The sequence below is a fragment of the Flagellimonas sp. CMM7 genome (assembly GCF_021390195.1).
Classification (GTDB): domain Bacteria; phylum Bacteroidota; class Bacteroidia; order Flavobacteriales; family Flavobacteriaceae; genus Flagellimonas.
Map to the genome: position 1 here is coordinate 4,097,782 of NZ_CP090003.1, position 15,884 is coordinate 4,113,665.

The following is a 15,884-nucleotide window of genomic DNA, read 5'->3' on the forward strand; positions in this document are numbered from 1 at the left end:
GGTGGTTTTTTTGTTTATAACATCGTTAAAAACTATTGTATCGGTAAATTTTGTGTGGTTTTTGATTATGTAATTTTATTAAAACTTACAATTATGGATTCAAGATCCAAGAATCTTTTGGACATTCGCCCAGAGATCAAACAAGCTCAACTACATGATGATATGGGTTTAGATGAGCGTTTTCAAAATCAAACTTTACGGCCGGTAATCAAACTTCAAAACTTTTTATTGGTTGAAGTTTTTAAAAACTACATCCATAAACACAAGGATGCCTTTTATGAGTTGTCACTAGAAAAAAGGCTAGAATATATTGAAAGAGCCATCCAAAAAGACGTCAAATTCCGAAATTCCTTAAAAGGCATGATCATCGGTCAGTTTACTGTTGAGGAATATCAAATGTATACCATGAACTCTTCTGCTCTAAACAAGAGAATGATGAATATGGTCATAGAACGATTAAAAGATCAAGTTCAATTATTGGAAAATGAAGTGTTAGTCTAAAATTGACTCTCCATTTAAATTGGTGGTCAAGATATCGCTCATTAAGTCGAAATATGGTCTTATCGCTTTAAAGGATTTATCCACTTCTTCAATAAAGGAATTAGATAGAACTTCTTTGTCTGTAAAGTTTCTGACGAATATAAATTGCTTCTTCTTGATTAAATCAATGTTTTGATGCTCTTTATCAAACCCTTTTGGTGACGTTTTTACACCATCACCTTCCAATTCTCCCCAAATCTCTTTAAAAGATTTTTTGTTGATGATACCTCTAAATTCAGATGCATCCATCTCTAATTCTTTACGTATTCTGAACAAATCTTCTTTATTGGGTTCCCAAAAACCGGTAGCAATAAACGACTCACCCGGTTTAACCCTTAAATAATATCCGCCTCTTAAATGCGCTCCTAGTCTTGAGAACGAACCTGCAAAATGTGTTTTATATGGCGTCTTATCTTTAGAAAAACGAACGTCTCTATAGATACGGAACATCTTCATTTTTTCAATTTCGTCATGGTCATTTAAGTGATCTTGAATATTTTCATAAAAAGATTTAACATCCGCTTCATGTTTTTTAAAGGTGGTTTTATTTTTTAGGAACCATTCTTTATTATTGTTTTTTGCCAGTTTTTTTAGAAAGTTGAAAGCTTCTTTTGTAATTGTTGAATTATTCACAGGACTAAGATGTTGTGTTATTTTTAAGCTAAAGTTAGCTATTTCCATTATCGAGTGGTAAGGATTTGGCTATTTTTAAACTTTATTTTTCATCATGGATAAAGAAAAAATCATAGAAGAACTAAAGAGGCACAAAAAACAACCCTATTTAGACTATAGGTTAAAAGAAGAAACTGAAAGGTTTACCAATGCCCTTTTTTACATGCTTTTTGATGTGAATACCCCGGTAGCGGAAAACCTGGATGTTTTAGGGGGAAAATTTAGCCAACTTGTAGATTTGGCATGCTGGGATTTAGAAAGTCCATGCACCAAAGTATGGGACAATTATGTTTCCTGTTTACCAGGAGTTTTAGAAAAACTGAATTTGGATGCGGAAGCAATTCTCAATTGTGACCCAGCCTCTCTTTCAATTCAAGAAATATATATGGCCTATCCTGGTTTTTATGCTATTGCCATTTACCGGTTAGCCCATGAACTTTATACTCAAGGTTTTCCTTTGGTTCCCAGATTAATGACTGAGTACGCCCATAGACAAACAGGTGTGGATATCAACCCTGGGGCAGAGATAGGCAAATCATTCTTTATTGATCATGCGACAGGCGTCGTAATTGGGGAAACAGCCATAATACATGATAATGTAAAAATTTACCAGGGTGTTACTTTAGGGGCGCTTTATGTCGCCAAAAATCTTCAAAAAACAAAAAGACATCCAACCATAATGTCCAATGTGACCATTTATGCCAATGCAACTATTCTTGGCGGGGAAACGGTTATTGGTGAAAATTCCATTATTGGAGGAAACGCTTGGTTAACGTCTTCTGTTCCGGCTAATTCAACAGTTTTTCATACACCAGAAATAAAAATAAAAACAGTTGCTAATGTCTAAAAGTATACTTGACCTTATTGGTAATACCCCTTTGGTTGAATCCAAAATTTTAAATACCAACCCTAATGTAAAACTGCTTTTTAAATTAGAGGGGCACAACCCTGGTGGTAGCGTTAAGGACAGACCAGCACTTAATATGATCAAAAGTGGTTTGGAGCGAGGTGAAATCACTAAAAATTCCAAACTAATAGAAGCCACTAGTGGAAACACCGGTATTGCACTTGCTATGATAGCCGGGGTCTATGGGCTGGATATTGAGTTGGTTATGCCTGAAAACTCTACAAAAGAAAGAGTTCAAACAATGAGAGCTTATGGAGCCAAGGTTACTTTAACATCCTCAGATATAGGTATAGAGGGTGCCAGGGATTATGCCGAAGCAAAAGTTAAAGAAGGCTATCAAATGCTAAACCAGTTTGCCAATAATGATAATTGGATGGGCCACTACAAAACTACTGGTCCAGAAATTTGGAAAGACACAGAAGGAGGCATCACCCATTTTGTTTCCAGTATGGGAACAACCGGGACAATCATGGGTACTTCTACTTTTTTAAAAGAAAAGAACCCAGATATTCAAATCGTTGGAGTGCAACCAACCGACAACTCTAGAATTCCTGGAATACGAAAATGGCCTGAAGAGTACTTGCCCAAGATTTTTAATCCGGAAAAAGTGGATACGGTAATGGAAGTCAGCCAAGAAGAAGCTCAAGAAATGGCCAAAAGATTGGCGAAAGAAGAGGGGATATTTTCTGGAATGAGCAGTGGTGGAGCAGCAACAGTCGCTTTACGAATAGCAGAAACGTTAAGTAGCGGAACTATTGTTTCTATAGTCTGTGACAGAGGAGATAGGTATTTATCTTCGGATTTGTTTGATTAAGCTATTGCAGTTCTAACTTGATACCTTCTCTGTACACCCTAAATTCATTCAAGTTATTGTGATTACCGTTTTCAATGGTATACATTTTTTTGTTTGTATTGGGAATGACATCAAAGAGCTTTTTTCCTGATTCATAAGAAACTACATTGTCAGCGGTACCGTGAAAAATGCGAATTGGAGCCTTTATGTTCTGGATGTATTTATAAGAGGCCATTTTATACTTTAAAACCTGTTTTATGGGTAAAAAGGGAAAACGGTCTTCAGCCACATCAAGCAAACTATAAAAAGGAGTTTCCAATATAAGTTTTGCAGGATTGTTGTTGGAAGCTAAATGTGTTGCAATACTTGCTCCTAAAGAACGACCATAAACTGTGATTTTTTCTTCATCATAGGTGTTCAATGCATATTCGTAGAACAATTGGGCATCTTCATACAGTGCATTTTCACTAAGTTTTCCGGTACTTTTACCATAACTTCTATAATCCATTATAAGAACATCATACTTCAAATCAACAAAGGATGATCCAATCTGCCCCCATCTGGACAAATCTCCAGCGTTACCATGAAAATATAATATTAATCCTTTTGGGTTTTCTATTTTGAAATGAATAGCATTCAGTCGAGCTCCATCAGCGGTATCTAAAAAGACTTCTTCAAACCCTGAATTGAATGAATATTCATAATCAGCAGGGAGTTGTGTGGGTAAAAAAATGAGTTTTTCTTGAAGAAGGTAAAGCATCAGAATTGAAAAAGATAAAATGGTTAGAAGAAGAAGACCAAAACGTTTAAGCTTTTGCATTGGCGCGTTTTGATGAATGTTTTACATTAATACTTGAACCTTCTAGATTTACTTTCTGAGGACGCGTAGTAATGATTTCTGTTAGCATTTTATGGTATGACTCAAAAGTATTCAAATTCTTGTGCCCCCCTCCTATTACGGTATAAAGTTTTGTTAGTTCTGGTTTAATTTTAGATAATTTCACACTTGTTTTGTAGGGTATCAACCTATCATCTGTCCCATGGATAATGTGAATGGGGCAGTTTACGTACTTCATCCATTTATGAGTTGGCATAGGAAATTTTATAAGCAACGACAACGGCATAAAAGGGATGTATTTTTTAGCTACTTTACTTAAACTATAATACGGCGCATCCAATATCAACATTCTGGGGTTATTCATAGAAGCCAGTTTTGCTGCAAACCCCGAACCCATAGACCGCCCATAGAGAATAATGTACTTTTCAGAAACTTTTTCCTTAAGCTTGTTGTAGATTACTTGCATATCCCTTTTTACGGCCTTTTGGGTTCTTCTGCCCGTACTCTTTCCAAAACCGCGATAATCTACCATGATTACATCATAGCCATGTCTTGTAAAGTCAACGGCAAACTTTCCCCATCCTTTAATACTTTTGGAATTTCCCTTTAAATAAAACACAATCCCTTTAGGATTTTCCGCTTTAAAACGTAATCTATTGATTGTGGCTCCATCTCTCGTTTCTACATTATATTCCTCTATTTCTTGATTGTCATAGTAAAATTGAAAATCCTTAGAAAGTTTTTCAGGTTTAAATAAGAAGTAGTCTTGTAGGAAATAGAGCAAAACGCTTATCAAAATATAAACTGAAAGTACAATCAGTAAAATATAAAGCCAGTTTTGCATATTCATCGTGTTTGTTCCAAAATACAAAAAATCCAGTTAAGCATTCTTACTTGCTTAAATAACCAATAATTGACCTTTTAAGCAAAACAAGAGCAATATCAGATTTTGTAGGATATTCTTATAAGACAAGACGATTAGTAATAAGCAGGATGGTGGTTTTTTCGGATGAACGAGCATTATTTACTGTTAGTCGATTTGTTTAAAATAACCTGATGGTTAATCCCGTTCTTTGAATGAAACTTTTGAGTATCCCAAATCTCATTGATTATGAACCTAATTTCAAGTTTGCTTACATGGAGAAGAAACAACATTATTATATTAATAATACTTCTTGCTTTAATTGTCCTAAACTTTTACGGACTCTACACCAATAAGTTCTATTTTTTTAAACCGGACAATTACATTTTCCCACTATTAAGTATTGTGCATTTCTTGTATCTGTATGTAATCTGGTTTAAAATCACAGAAGACGAATTGCCCGATCCTAAAATGCGTAATTTGGAATATGCGTTGTATGCAATAATGATTGTCTATCTGTTTAAAATTTATGATAGTGCTTTAGTGTTAAGTAGTATTTCAGAGTACCAAGAGCATATTATGCCAGTTACTTTTATGCCTGTTGGTACTATTACTTTGGTTTTATATTGCTTATTGACATTGTTTACGTTAATGTCTTTCTGGCATAGAAAACAATTTATTGGCAAATATAATTTTGAAAATTATAATGACAATTTAAACATTTGGCAGTAATCTTATGGTTTACAAGCCTCTAATGTAGCTTCCATACAAGTCCTTAAACTGATATCCTTGCGTAAACCTTTGTTTACTGAGCTTCTTATGGGCAACCAATCCCCAAAGCAACAATTCCTTTATAAAATAAGAATCTTCTTTTGAAACTTCTGGCTGGTGTTTCGCTAACAGGTCATTCAAAGGAACCACTACATCTAACTTTGTACGATACTCTTTATCGGAATCTTCATCCAATAATTCAAAGCCTTCTCCATCAAAAAACCAATGGATCAAATCATCATAGGCTGTTTCAGCATCTTTACGTTCTAATTTGGAAATTTCTGGAAAGTAATTAGGAAATAAAGATTTTATGGCGTCTTCAACAAGTATTTCCGCTACTGACCCAGCACCTTCTTGCTCTCCTTCGTAAACCAATTCAATCTTACCGGTTATAGATGGGATTACCCCCATAAAATCACTTAAACGAACGGTAGTGTTCTTTTCATTCGACTTCATCATTCGTCGTTCCGCAGTACTCAGTAAATTCTCAAAAGCGGTTATACTCATTCGTGCACTCACGCCACTTTTTGCATCTACATATTCACTTTTGCGCGCCTCAAAACTGATTTGTTCCAAAACATCCATTGCAATATCTGGAACATAAATATTTTCTGATTGCCTTTTATCCAATTGTGCCTCCTGTTTTGTTATTTTTTTGGCAATCGTAATATTTTCAGGATAATGGGTGAGTATCTGGGAGCCAATTCTATCTTTCAATGGAGTTACTATACTACCTCTGTTGGTATAATCTTCTGGGTTTGCGGTGAACACAAATTGTAGATCCAAAGCTAGTCTTAATTTAAAACCTCTAATTTGTATATCACCTTCTTGCAATATGTTAAATAGCGCTACTTGAATTCTTGCTTGAAGGTCAGGTAATTCATTTATAACAAAAATGCAGCGGTTTGCTCTTGGTATCATTCCAAAATGGATGACCCTATCATCCGCATACGAAAGTTTTAGGTTTGCCGCCTTTATAGGATCTATGTCCCCTATTAAATCAGCAACAGTAACATCTGGTGTGGCCAATTTTTCATAGAATCGTTCGTCCCTATGAATCCAACTGATAGGGGTTTCTTCTCCTTTTTCCTTAATAAGCTCCGTAGCAAATCTTGAAATTGGCTGAAAAGGATCATCATGGACTTCAGAACCTTCAATAACTGGAATCCATTCATCCAATAACTGCACCATTAATCTAGCCAATCTAGTCTTTGCCTGCCCACGAAGCCCTAGTAGATTGATATTGTGCCGAGATAAAATGGCACGCTCCAATTCCGGTATTACTGAATTTTCATAACCCCAAACTCCATGAAAAGTTTCTTCTCCGTTAGCGATTTTCTCTAATAGATTTTCTCGCAATTCATCCTTAATTCCTTTGCTCTCGTACCCAGAAGCTTTTAATTGCCCAAGGGTTTTTATTTTATTGTGATCTAGCTTCATCGTGTATAAGTGCTATCCTTTAATTCTTTTTCTTCTATTTTGTTCATAATCCTCAAAAATCATTTCACCAAGCCCCTTTAATCCAGTGTAAAATGCTTTCCCTTTATTGGCTTGGGTAAATTCTCGCACAAACTGCATGAGATACGGGTCCTGCGCAATCATAAACGTAGTTATGGGAATGTGCAGCTTTCTGGCCTGTTGGGCCATGGCATAGCACTTCTCTACTATATAATCATCTAGTCCAACACTATTTTTATAATAATCGCCATTAGGAAGCCTTAAACAAGATGGTTTTCCATCGGTAATCATGAAAATTTGCTTGTTGGTATTCCGCTTTCTTCTGAGCATGTCCATGGCCAACTGAAGACCAGCAACGGTATTGGTATGGTAAGGACCCACTTTTAAATAAGGCAAATCTTTTATTGGAATAGGCCAGGCATCATTCCCAAAGACCAAAATATCCAGGGTGTCCTTAGGATATCGGGTTGTGATTAACTCTGCAAGTGCCATAGCCACTTTTTTGGCCGGAGTTATTCTGTCTTCTCCATATAAAATCATACTATGGCTAATATCAATCATCAATACAGTACTCATTTGAGCTTTGTACTGTGTATCTTCTACAACCAAATCTTCTTCGCTCAGCGAAAAACTATCCAGACCATGATTAATCTGGGCATTTTTAAGACTTTCGGTCATAGAAATATGTTCCAACGAATCTCCAAAACGATATTCTCTAAACTCACCTGTATGCTCATCTCCCCTGCCAGACTTTCCCGTTTTATGATTTCCAGAACCACTTCTTTTTAACTTACCAAAAATTTGCTCTAAGGCCTTTTTACGTAAGGCACGTTCCAATTTGGCGGTAATGGACAGACTTCCACCGCCATCACCTTCTTCTCCTTCTCCTTGCTCGGCATCTGTATCAAACTCTTCGCGGATAAAACCTTTGGCCTTTAAATCCTCTATAAAATCATCAATAGTATAATCTTCATCGGTAAGCTCATATTCCTTGTCCAATTCGCGAAGCCAATCGAGGGCCTCTTCCACATCTCCAGAAGTATGCGTAACCAATTCCTGAAAAATCTCAAAAAGCTTTTCAAAGGGAGTTTGCTCAGGGGCTTCGTACGTAGTAAATCGAAATCCCTTTCTTGTATTCATAGCCATTATATAAAATTAACACATTCTGCTTTTACCTTCACGGCTTTAATGAAAACTTAACGCTTCTGTTTATGTTTGTAGCAATGGAACAAGAATTATGTTTTGGCTTTTACCATACGCCACCACTTTGGACGAATGAACAATTTGGCATTCAACAATTTGAATTTCCACCGCTGCAATTAGGAGATTTTGAGTCGAATTCCATCAATGAACGTTTACGGCTCGGCCACCAAATGGAATCTGTTTTTGAACAACTTATCTCATTTTCTGAAGACTGGGAGATCATAGCAAAAAATGCCTTGGTTGATAGGAATAGAATTAGATTGGGTGAGCTCGATTTTATTGCTAGAAACAGCGAAACCAATCAAGTTTACCATATAGAATTGGCCTACAAATTTTACATTGTCAATCCAACAATATCAGAACCTATTCATCGTTTAATGGGACCCAACAAACGGGATATGTTCTTTACCAAATTGGATAAGCTAAAGGAAAAACAATTCCCATTGTTATATGCTCCAGAGCTGAATGATACGTTGCAAAAATTACAAGTAAAACCGTATGCGGTTAAACAGCAAGCTTGCTTTAAATCCCAACTTTTTATTCCTTTTGAAGATACTTCTGTTCCCATACGACCATTAAACAAAAATTGTGTAGAAGGCAAATGGATTCGGTTTAATGATTTTAATTCTGAAAGGTTTACGGCATCTGAATATTATATTCCTTTTAAAAGAGAATGGGTAATAACACCAAGTTTAAATAGAAAGTATGTCACTCATTATCTAACGCTTCTAGAAGTGAACTTACGAATGCTAAAAGAAAGTGCTCCCATGCTTTGGATGAAAAAATCTGATGGCACTGTTGAAAAACTATTTGTTGTCTGGTGGTAAAAGGAATGACTTAAAAACTTGTTTTAGAGCACCTACTATTCCTGATATTTGTAAATTAATCTTGTTTGTATGCAACCCTTCAAAATTTTAATTGTCTTTAACAAAATACAAACATTCATTTATGCTAAATAACACTACTGGACTTTTGTTAATTCTATTATTCTTGCACTTTGGTTTATCATTGAAGGCACAAGAGGATTCTAAGGACTACATTGAATTTAATGATCGTAAGAACGTGGTTCACGGGGTCTATTTGGGGTTAACAGGACATTATGGAGAATTAAAAGGAATACCAACATATGGCCTTGGTATTAAATTCGCATATGTTGCTAATAGGAAATTTGAGGTTGGTCTGGCAGCAAATGTTTTACAGTCCAATCAAGAGTTCATTACCGTTGTGGATATTGATAATAAGCTCATTGGGGCTTATTTGGGCGCACATCTAGAACCTATATTCTTTAGTAAGAAAAGATTGAATTTATCGTTACCATTGTTCATCGGTTTTGGAGCAATAGGATATGTCACTGGAGATGGCGACGACTTTAGCGAGGAGTTTATAGACACGGAATTTGAAAATGTAAATAACATTTATGTAGCCGAACCGGGGGTAAACGTACTTTTTAATATCTCCAGATACATACAATTAGAGGCAGGTGTCAAATATCGTTTTACAAACAAAATAGATCTTGCCACTAGTCCCATTAAGAGATTAAATGGTTTTTCTACTGGTATTGGTGTAAAAGTTGGCGTCTTCAACATGGGTAGAAATCGTTACAAGAAGAACATTTCGGAAAAGGAATGATTCAACAGCTACTTGTGCCTATCGATTAAAACTTTTTCAATATCGTTCAGCTTATATCCTTTAGCTTGTAATAAAATCAGATAGTGAAACAATAGATCCGCACTTTCATTTAGAAAAAGATCATCATTGTTGTCCTTAGCCTCAATAACCGTCTCCACCGCTTCTTCCCCAACTTTTTGAGCTATTTTGTTTATTCCTTTCTTAAATAGTGACGCTACATAGCTATCAGGGTTTTCAGCATTTTCTTTACGGGATGTGATAATATCTTCTAAAGTGGAAAGAAACCCATACCCTTGAGCATTTTCTTCTGCCCAACAAGTATCTGTTCCTTTATGGCACGTTGGGCCTTCTGGATTCACGGTTACGAGCAAAGCATCATGATCACAATCGTTTTTTATGCTTACAAGTCTTAAGAAGTTTCCACTCTCCTCCCCTTTTGTCCAAAGCCGATTTTTACTTCGACTAAAGAAGGTCACTTTTTTGGTAGCTTGAGTTACTGTTAGTGCTTCTTGATTCATATATCCTAACATTAAGACATTCTTTGTTTGAGCATCTTGGACAATTACTGGAACCAATCCATCTGTATTTTTGGTGAAGTCTACTTTCATATTCTAATAGGGATTCCCTCTTTCTTTAGTTCTTTTTTTAAATCTTTTATTTCGATTTCCTTAAAATGAAAAATACTCGCTGCCAATGCAGCGTCGGCTTTTCCATCAATAAAGGTATCTGTAAAATGTGAGACAGCTCCTGCTCCGCCTGAAGCAATAATTGGAATATTGACCATATCTGACAATTTAGCCAAAGCTTTGTTTGCAAATCCATTTTTTGTTCCATCATGATCCATTGAAGTAAATAATATCTCCCCTGCCCCACGTTCTTCAACTTCCTTGGCCCATTCAAACAAATCAATTTCAGTAGGTACTTTTCCGCCAACCAAATGCACTTTCCAGCTTCCATCGATTTGTTTGGCATCAATAGCAACCACGATGCACTGCGAACCAAACTTAGCCACTAGCTCGTTGATCAACTCAGGTCTTTTTACCGCAGAAGAATTAATGGAGACCTTATCTGCCCCATTTTGAAGCAGCATATCAACATCGGCAACAGATGAGATTCCCCCTCCAACAGTAAAGGGTATATTCACCTTTTCTGCAACGTGATATACCAAATCTGCCAAGGTTTTTCGTCGCTCTTCTGTAGCCGAAATATCCAAGAACACTAGCTCATCCGCTCCTTCTTGAGCATAGATTTCTGCAAGTTCAACAGGGTCACCAGCGTCACGCAAATCAACAAAATTGATTCCTTTTACAGTACGTCCGTTTTTAATGTCCAAACAAGGGATTATTCTTTTTGTTAGCATAATTTTCGTCGCTCTGAACTTGTTTCAGAGTCTCATTAATTTAGTAATCCAATGTTTCCAAAGATGGGTTATGTTCCTTGATTAAATTCAATTTCCAATCGTGACGCCAATTCTTCAATTGTTTCTCGCGAGCAATTGCTTGATTAATATCCAAAAATGTTTTAAAATAGACTAAATCAGTTAAATTATACTTCTTAGTGAATTTTGACCCTTCTCCCAATTTATGCTCAATAACCCTTCGGGACAAGTCAGAAGTAACGCCAATGTAAAAAGTTGTTCTATACTTATTAGTCATTATATAAACAAAACTCTGTTGCATCTTTGTGACCCTGAAACAAGTTCAGGGTGACATTATTCATTTTTCACAGTGAGATCTACTCCATCATAAAATCCTAGATCTTGGTTATTCAAAATTTTGGTCCACAAAGCTATTTGTCCTGTATGGTAGGACAAATGCTCAACAATGTGAACAATATTACCTATACCTGAAAATTCAAATCCTTGAACCAACCTTTTCTTCAGTAGCTCTTCTGTAGAAACTTCCGAAATGGTCTTTTTTGCAGTCTCTACAGTGTCAACAAGCTTTTGAAAAAGTTCATCCTTTGCGTATCCAGAAAGTATGGAAAACTCCTCACCCCTATTGCGATTGTCCTCTAAACCCCTGAGCGAAGCAATCCCGTATTGGGTAATATTACCACATAAATGCAAGATTAAATTCCCAATACTATTTGTTGTTTCGTTAGGTTTCTGCCATATGACATTTTCTGATAATTTGTCCAAGCAAATTTTTATCATTCTTAAACTCTCATCCATCCGATAATTGGCATTGATGACTAACTCATTTCGTAGTTGCTTATCCATTTTCCAAAATATAGTGTTCCAACTGCTTCAAACTTATTCTGTTTTCATAAATGGCTTTGCCTATAATGGTTCCTTCACAGCCAATTTCCGCGAGCTTTGGCAATTCTTCAAAACTAGAAATACCTCCGCTGGCAATCAAATTGATGCCAACAACTTCTGTATCTTCAACTCCACTTCCGGTCACCGAAGTTTCAATTTTCATAGTCTTGGACAAAATCTTTTTATAAAGGTCAAATGATGGGCCTTCCAACATTCCATCTTTACTGATATCTGTACAAATAATGTATTTAACTCCTTTTTTTTGATAGGATTGAATAAATGGAATTAACTCTTTATCAGAGTCTTCCAGCCATCCTGAAATCGATACTTTTTCATCTTTGGCATCAGCACCCAATATAATTTTTGCCGCCCCATACTTTACCAACCAGCCCAAAAAGGTTTGTTTATTCTTTACCGCAATGCTGCCTCCCGTAATTTGATTTGCTCCGCTTTCAAAAGCAATATGTAAATCTTCATCGGTTTTTAATCCACCGCCAAAATCAATTTTCAAATTCGTTTTGGTTGCGATACTTTCCAACACTTTATGGTTGACAATGTGTTTAGATTTTGCACCATCCAAATCAACCAAATGCAAATGCTCTATTCCATGAGCCTCGAATTGCATGGCAACTTCCAATGGATTTTCATTGTATACCTTTTTGGTGTCATAATCGCCTTTTGATAACCTGACACACTTACCGTCAATAATATCTATTGCTGGAATTATTCGCATTTAGTTCTTCTTTTTAAACATCCATGTTTCAGGATTGGGAATGGATTCAAAACCATAAGTCGTATAAAGTGAGTGGGCATCATTGGTGCGTAATCCCATTCCATTTACATTTTGTAATTCCGGGTAATTAAAAATATAATCCAAAAGCATTTTTCCGATTCCTTTTCCTTGATACTGTTCTACCACAAATACATCCATTAACCAAGCAAAAACCACAAAGTCCGTTGCAATACGTGCAAATGCAACCTGTCTCCCATCTTTGGCAAAAACACCAAAACACAGCGCATTCTCCATCGATTTAACCACCAACTCCTCACTTCTTCCTTTGGCCCAATAAGATTCTTCAGAAAGATATCTATGAATCAATGGAACATCCATTTTTGATTTCTCAGTCGATATATAAAAATCAGCACTCATTATAGTTCTAAAAAGTTTTTCAAAATCTGTGCTCCTACGTCACTACTTTTTTCAGGGTGGAATTGTGTTCCATAAAAATTGTCTTTCTGCAAAGCTGCACTATATGCGAAGGCATATTCTGATTCTGCAATTGTTTCATCACCAATTGGCGCATGATAACTGTGCACCAAATAGATATGGGAGTTTTCTGGAATGTTTTTAAACAAATCCGATTTCAAATTACTTATTTGATTCCATCCTATTTGAGGCACTTTAACAGATTTTGGAAACTTTATTACGTTCAAATCGAAAATCCCCAGCCCTTGCGTGTCACCTTCTTCAGAAAAATTACACATTAGTTGCATTCCCAAACAAATGCCCAACACAGGTTGCTTTAGCATTGTTATCGTCTTTTCTAAGCCACTAGCCTGTAGTTTCAACATGGCAGAACTTGCCTCGCCTACTCCCGGAAAAATAACTTTATCCGCATTTTGAATTTCCTCAACATTATCACTTAAAATAGCATCATAGCCCAAACGTTGTACGGCAAATTTGATACTCTGAATATTCCCCGCACCATAATTGATTATTACTATTTTCATCTATAGCACTCCTTTAGTAGATGGTAATACCATCTTTTCAACATCCCGCTTTACCGCCATTTTAATTGATTTGGCAAATGCCTTAAAAATTGCTTCAATTTTGTGGTGCTCGTTTGTTCCTTCCACTTTTATATTTAGGTTGGCCTTAGCGCCGTCTGTAAATGACTTAAAAAAGTGTTGAAACATTTCGGTTGGCATGTCCCCTACTTTTTCACGTTTGAAATCCGCATCCCAAACCAACCAATTACGTCCGCCAAAGTCTATAGCAACTTGGGCCAAGCAATCATCCATTGGCAAAGAGAAACCATAACGTTCTATGCCCAGTTTATCTCCAAGAGCATTTGAAAACACTTCTCCAAGAGCAATTGCGGTGTCTTCAATGGTGTGATGTTCGTCTACTTGCAAATCACCGTCAACTTTTATTTCCAAATCCATTTGACCATGTCTTGCCAATTGATCTAACATATGATCAAAAAATGCTAAGCCAGTATCTATATTGCTTTTTCCAGTCCCATCTAGATTTAGTTGAATTTGGATATCAGTTTCATTGGTTTTTCTGGAAATCTCTGCAGTCCTATTTTCCAATTTCAAATATTCATAGATTTTCTCCCAATCGTTACTTTCTAAAGCTATATGAGCATCCAATTCTTCGCGTTTCACTGTAATTTCCCCAGTCCCCAAGTTGGTGTCGTCATTAATGAAGATACCTTTTGCTCCTAGATTTTTGGCCAGTTCCATATCCGTAAGCCTATCCCCAAGAACAAAAGAATTCTTTAAATCATAATGTTCTGTAAAGTATTGCGTCAGCAGCCCCGTGCCAGGTTTTCTTGTATCTGCATTATCTTTGGGAAACGTCCTGTCTATAAAAACTTCATTAAAAACTACTCCCTCATTTTCAAAGGATTTCATAATGAAATTGTGCACAGGCCAAAAAGTTTCCTCAGGAAAAATGTCCGTGCCCAGACCGTCCTGATTGGTAATCATAACCAATTCGTAATCCAGCTCTTTGGCAATTTTACCTAAGTAGGTGAATACTTTTGGGTAGAAAATCATTTTTTCAAATGCATCTATTTGCTCATCAGCTGTCTCTCTGATGATGGTTCCGTCCCTATCTATAAAAAGTACTTTTTTGGCCATTATTCTAGTTCTTTTAATATAGCAATCAATATTTTGTTTTCTTCTGGAGTACCTATTGTAAATCGCAATGTGTTTTCACACAAAGGCTGATTACTCCTGTTACGCACAACAATTTGGGCTTCCAATAGCTCTTGGTATCTTTTATCAGCATCGTCCACTTTGACCAGCACAAAATTTGAATCCGAAGGATAAACCTTATACACAAAATTTAACTCATTGAGTGCGTTTACCAAGGTTTTACGTTCCCGCACTATTTGTTGAACCTCCTCTTGAACCATGGTATCATCCAATACTCTTTTAAGCGCCTGATACTGTGTAAGCTGGTTTACGTTGTATGGAGGTTTTATTTTGTTCAACACTTCAATAATTTCTGCAGATGCATAGCACATCCCCAGTCGAATACCTGCCATACCATAAGCTTTTGACAATGTTTGGATGACTATCAGGTTTGGATACTTGGGTAAACTGAAAATCCAACTCTCGCTTTCTGAGAAATCTATATATGCTTCATCCACAACTACCAAACCATGGAAATTATTCAGTAATTCTTCAATATGCTTCTTTTGAAAAGCATTGCCCGTAGGGTTGTTTGGAGAACAGATAAAAATAACTTTAGAATTTTCATCCACTCGCTTTAGAATTTGAGATACATCTGGCTCAAAATCAGAGGTCAACAAAATTTCTCTGTTCTCAATAGCATTGATTCCGGAAAGTACTTTGTACATACCATATGTTGGCGGTAAAGTGATAATGTTATCTTGAATTGGTTCGCAGAAAGCTCTAAAAATCAAATCTAAAACTTCATCACTACCATTACCTAATAGGATATTCTTTTCAAGAACCTCTCTTTGTTCCGCTAAAAGTGTTTTAAGACTTCGCTGCTGTGGGTCCGGATATCGATTTAGACCATTTTCAAAAGGATTCTCATTGGCATCCAAAAAAATCATTTTGGAACCATCCGAAACGTACTCATCTCTCGCGGACGAATAGGGTCTTAAACCTTTTACAGTTTCCCGAACTAGCTTTTCTAACTTAAATCCTGTTTTCATTTGCACAGATGTCTCGACTCCGTTCGACATGACA

20 protein-coding genes are annotated in these 15,884 nt (G+C 36.3%); 6 read left to right on the forward strand and 14 right to left on the reverse strand.

Annotated elements, in window-relative coordinates; all coding sequences use genetic code 11:
- Nucleotides 1-93: 93 nt before the first annotated feature.
- Nucleotides 94-501 carry a glyoxalase gene (locus tag LV704_RS18540; protein ID WP_163422194.1) on the forward strand — a complete coding sequence of 136 codons (408 nt, stop codon included), beginning with the start codon at nt 94-96 and terminating at the stop codon, nt 499-501.
- Here LV704_RS18540 and LV704_RS18545 read toward each other — a convergent pair.
- On the reverse strand, nt 493-1,221 hold the full coding sequence (locus LV704_RS18545) for a DUF2461 domain-containing protein (RefSeq protein ID WP_163422193.1): 729 nt from the start codon (nt 1,219-1,221) through the stop codon (nt 493-495). The genes LV704_RS18540 and LV704_RS18545 overlap by 9 nt on opposite strands.
- A gap of 46 nt (nt 1,222-1,267) precedes the next feature.
- Here LV704_RS18545 and epsC point away from each other — a divergent pair, with 46 nt between their 5' ends.
- Entirely contained in the window at nt 1,268-2,059 is a 792-nt protein-coding gene (gene epsC, locus LV704_RS18550) for a serine O-acetyltransferase EpsC (RefSeq protein ID WP_163422192.1), read from the forward strand.
- Nucleotides 2,052-2,933, forward strand: coding sequence for a cysteine synthase CysM (gene cysM / locus LV704_RS18555; RefSeq protein WP_163422191.1), 882 nt, complete (start codon nt 2,052-2,054; stop codon nt 2,931-2,933). Before epsC ends, cysM begins: the two co-directional genes overlap by 8 nt.
- A gap of 1 nt (nt 2,934) precedes the next feature.
- On the opposite strand, the gene LV704_RS18560 is transcribed toward cysM, so the two are convergent.
- Nucleotides 2,935-3,732, reverse strand: a complete 798-nt coding sequence (locus LV704_RS18560; protein ID WP_163422190.1) for an alpha/beta hydrolase — start codon at nt 3,730-3,732, stop codon at nt 2,935-2,937.
- On the reverse strand, nt 3,719-4,594 hold the full coding sequence (locus tag LV704_RS18565) for an alpha/beta hydrolase (RefSeq protein WP_163422189.1): 876 nt from the start codon (nt 4,592-4,594) through the stop codon (nt 3,719-3,721). Before LV704_RS18565 ends, LV704_RS18560 begins: the two co-directional genes overlap by 14 nt.
- A gap of 267 nt (nt 4,595-4,861) precedes the next feature.
- Here LV704_RS18565 and LV704_RS18570 point away from each other — a divergent pair, with 267 nt between their 5' ends.
- A complete protein-coding gene (locus LV704_RS18570; RefSeq protein WP_163422188.1) occupies nt 4,862-5,344 on the forward strand; it encodes a hypothetical protein in 483 nt (160 codons plus the stop codon).
- A gap of 9 nt (nt 5,345-5,353) precedes the next feature.
- On the opposite strand, the gene LV704_RS18575 is transcribed toward LV704_RS18570, so the two are convergent.
- On the reverse strand, nt 5,354-6,823 hold the full coding sequence (locus tag LV704_RS18575) for a magnesium chelatase (protein ID WP_163422187.1): 1,470 nt from the start codon (nt 6,821-6,823) through the stop codon (nt 5,354-5,356).
- A gap of 12 nt (nt 6,824-6,835) precedes the next feature.
- On the reverse strand, nt 6,836-7,987 hold the full coding sequence (locus LV704_RS18580; protein WP_163422186.1) for a VWA domain-containing protein: 1,152 nt from the start codon (nt 7,985-7,987) through the stop codon (nt 6,836-6,838).
- A gap of 65 nt (nt 7,988-8,052) precedes the next feature.
- On the opposite strand from LV704_RS18580, the gene LV704_RS18585 reads away from it, so the two are divergent.
- Together LV704_RS18585 and LV704_RS18590 are read left to right on the forward strand one after the other, a co-directional pair.
- Nucleotides 8,053-8,871 carry a DUF1853 family protein gene (locus tag LV704_RS18585; RefSeq protein WP_163422185.1) on the forward strand — a complete coding sequence of 273 codons (819 nt, stop codon included), beginning with the start codon at nt 8,053-8,055 and terminating at the stop codon, nt 8,869-8,871.
- A 121-nt stretch (nt 8,872-8,992) separates the two neighbouring features.
- Entirely contained in the window at nt 8,993-9,673 is a 681-nt protein-coding gene (locus LV704_RS18590) for a hypothetical protein (RefSeq protein ID WP_163422184.1), read from the forward strand.
- An 8-nt stretch (nt 9,674-9,681) separates the two neighbouring features.
- Here the strand turns inward: LV704_RS18590 and hisIE are convergent, their stop codons facing one another.
- From hisIE to hisC, 9 genes are read right to left on the reverse strand one after another with little or no spacing between them, the layout of a single operon-like run.
- Nucleotides 9,682-10,281 (reverse strand): bifunctional phosphoribosyl-AMP cyclohydrolase/phosphoribosyl-ATP diphosphatase HisIE, encoded by a 600-nt coding sequence (hisIE, locus tag LV704_RS18595; protein ID WP_163422183.1) that lies wholly within the window; start codon nt 10,279-10,281, stop codon nt 9,682-9,684.
- Nucleotides 10,278-11,033, reverse strand: a complete 756-nt coding sequence (gene hisF / locus LV704_RS18600; protein ID WP_163422182.1) for an imidazole glycerol phosphate synthase subunit HisF — start codon at nt 11,031-11,033, stop codon at nt 10,278-10,280. The genes hisIE and hisF overlap by 4 nt, the downstream gene beginning before the upstream one ends.
- A 40-nt stretch (nt 11,034-11,073) precedes the next feature.
- Nucleotides 11,074-11,352 carry a GIY-YIG nuclease family protein gene (locus tag LV704_RS18605; protein ID WP_163422181.1) on the reverse strand — a complete coding sequence of 93 codons (279 nt, stop codon included), beginning with the start codon at nt 11,350-11,352 and terminating at the stop codon, nt 11,074-11,076.
- Between the two features lie 32 nt (nt 11,353-11,384).
- Nucleotides 11,385-11,894, reverse strand: coding sequence for a DinB family protein (locus LV704_RS18610; protein ID WP_163422180.1), 510 nt, complete (start codon nt 11,892-11,894; stop codon nt 11,385-11,387).
- Nucleotides 11,887-12,666: a HisA/HisF-related TIM barrel protein gene (locus tag LV704_RS18615; RefSeq protein ID WP_163422179.1), complete on the reverse strand. Its 780-nt coding sequence runs from the start codon at nt 12,664-12,666 to the stop codon at nt 11,887-11,889. The genes LV704_RS18610 and LV704_RS18615 overlap by 8 nt, the downstream gene beginning before the upstream one ends.
- Nucleotides 12,667-13,083, reverse strand: a complete 417-nt coding sequence (locus LV704_RS18620; protein WP_163422178.1) for a GNAT family N-acetyltransferase — start codon at nt 13,081-13,083, stop codon at nt 12,667-12,669.
- On the reverse strand, nt 13,083-13,664 hold the full coding sequence (gene hisH, locus LV704_RS18625) for an imidazole glycerol phosphate synthase subunit HisH (protein ID WP_163422177.1): 582 nt from the start codon (nt 13,662-13,664) through the stop codon (nt 13,083-13,085). Before hisH ends, LV704_RS18620 begins: the two co-directional genes overlap by 1 nt.
- The gene (gene hisB / locus LV704_RS18630) at nt 13,665-14,801 is read right to left on the reverse strand and encodes a bifunctional histidinol-phosphatase/imidazoleglycerol-phosphate dehydratase HisB (protein WP_163422176.1); all 1,137 of its coding nucleotides are present in this window, start codon (nt 14,799-14,801) and stop codon (nt 13,665-13,667) included. It lies immediately after the preceding gene.
- Nucleotides 14,801-15,880, reverse strand: a complete 1,080-nt coding sequence (gene hisC, locus LV704_RS18635) for a histidinol-phosphate transaminase (RefSeq protein WP_370636037.1) — start codon at nt 15,878-15,880, stop codon at nt 14,801-14,803. Before hisC ends, hisB begins: the two co-directional genes overlap by 1 nt.
- Nucleotides 15,881-15,884: the final 4 nt, after the last annotated feature.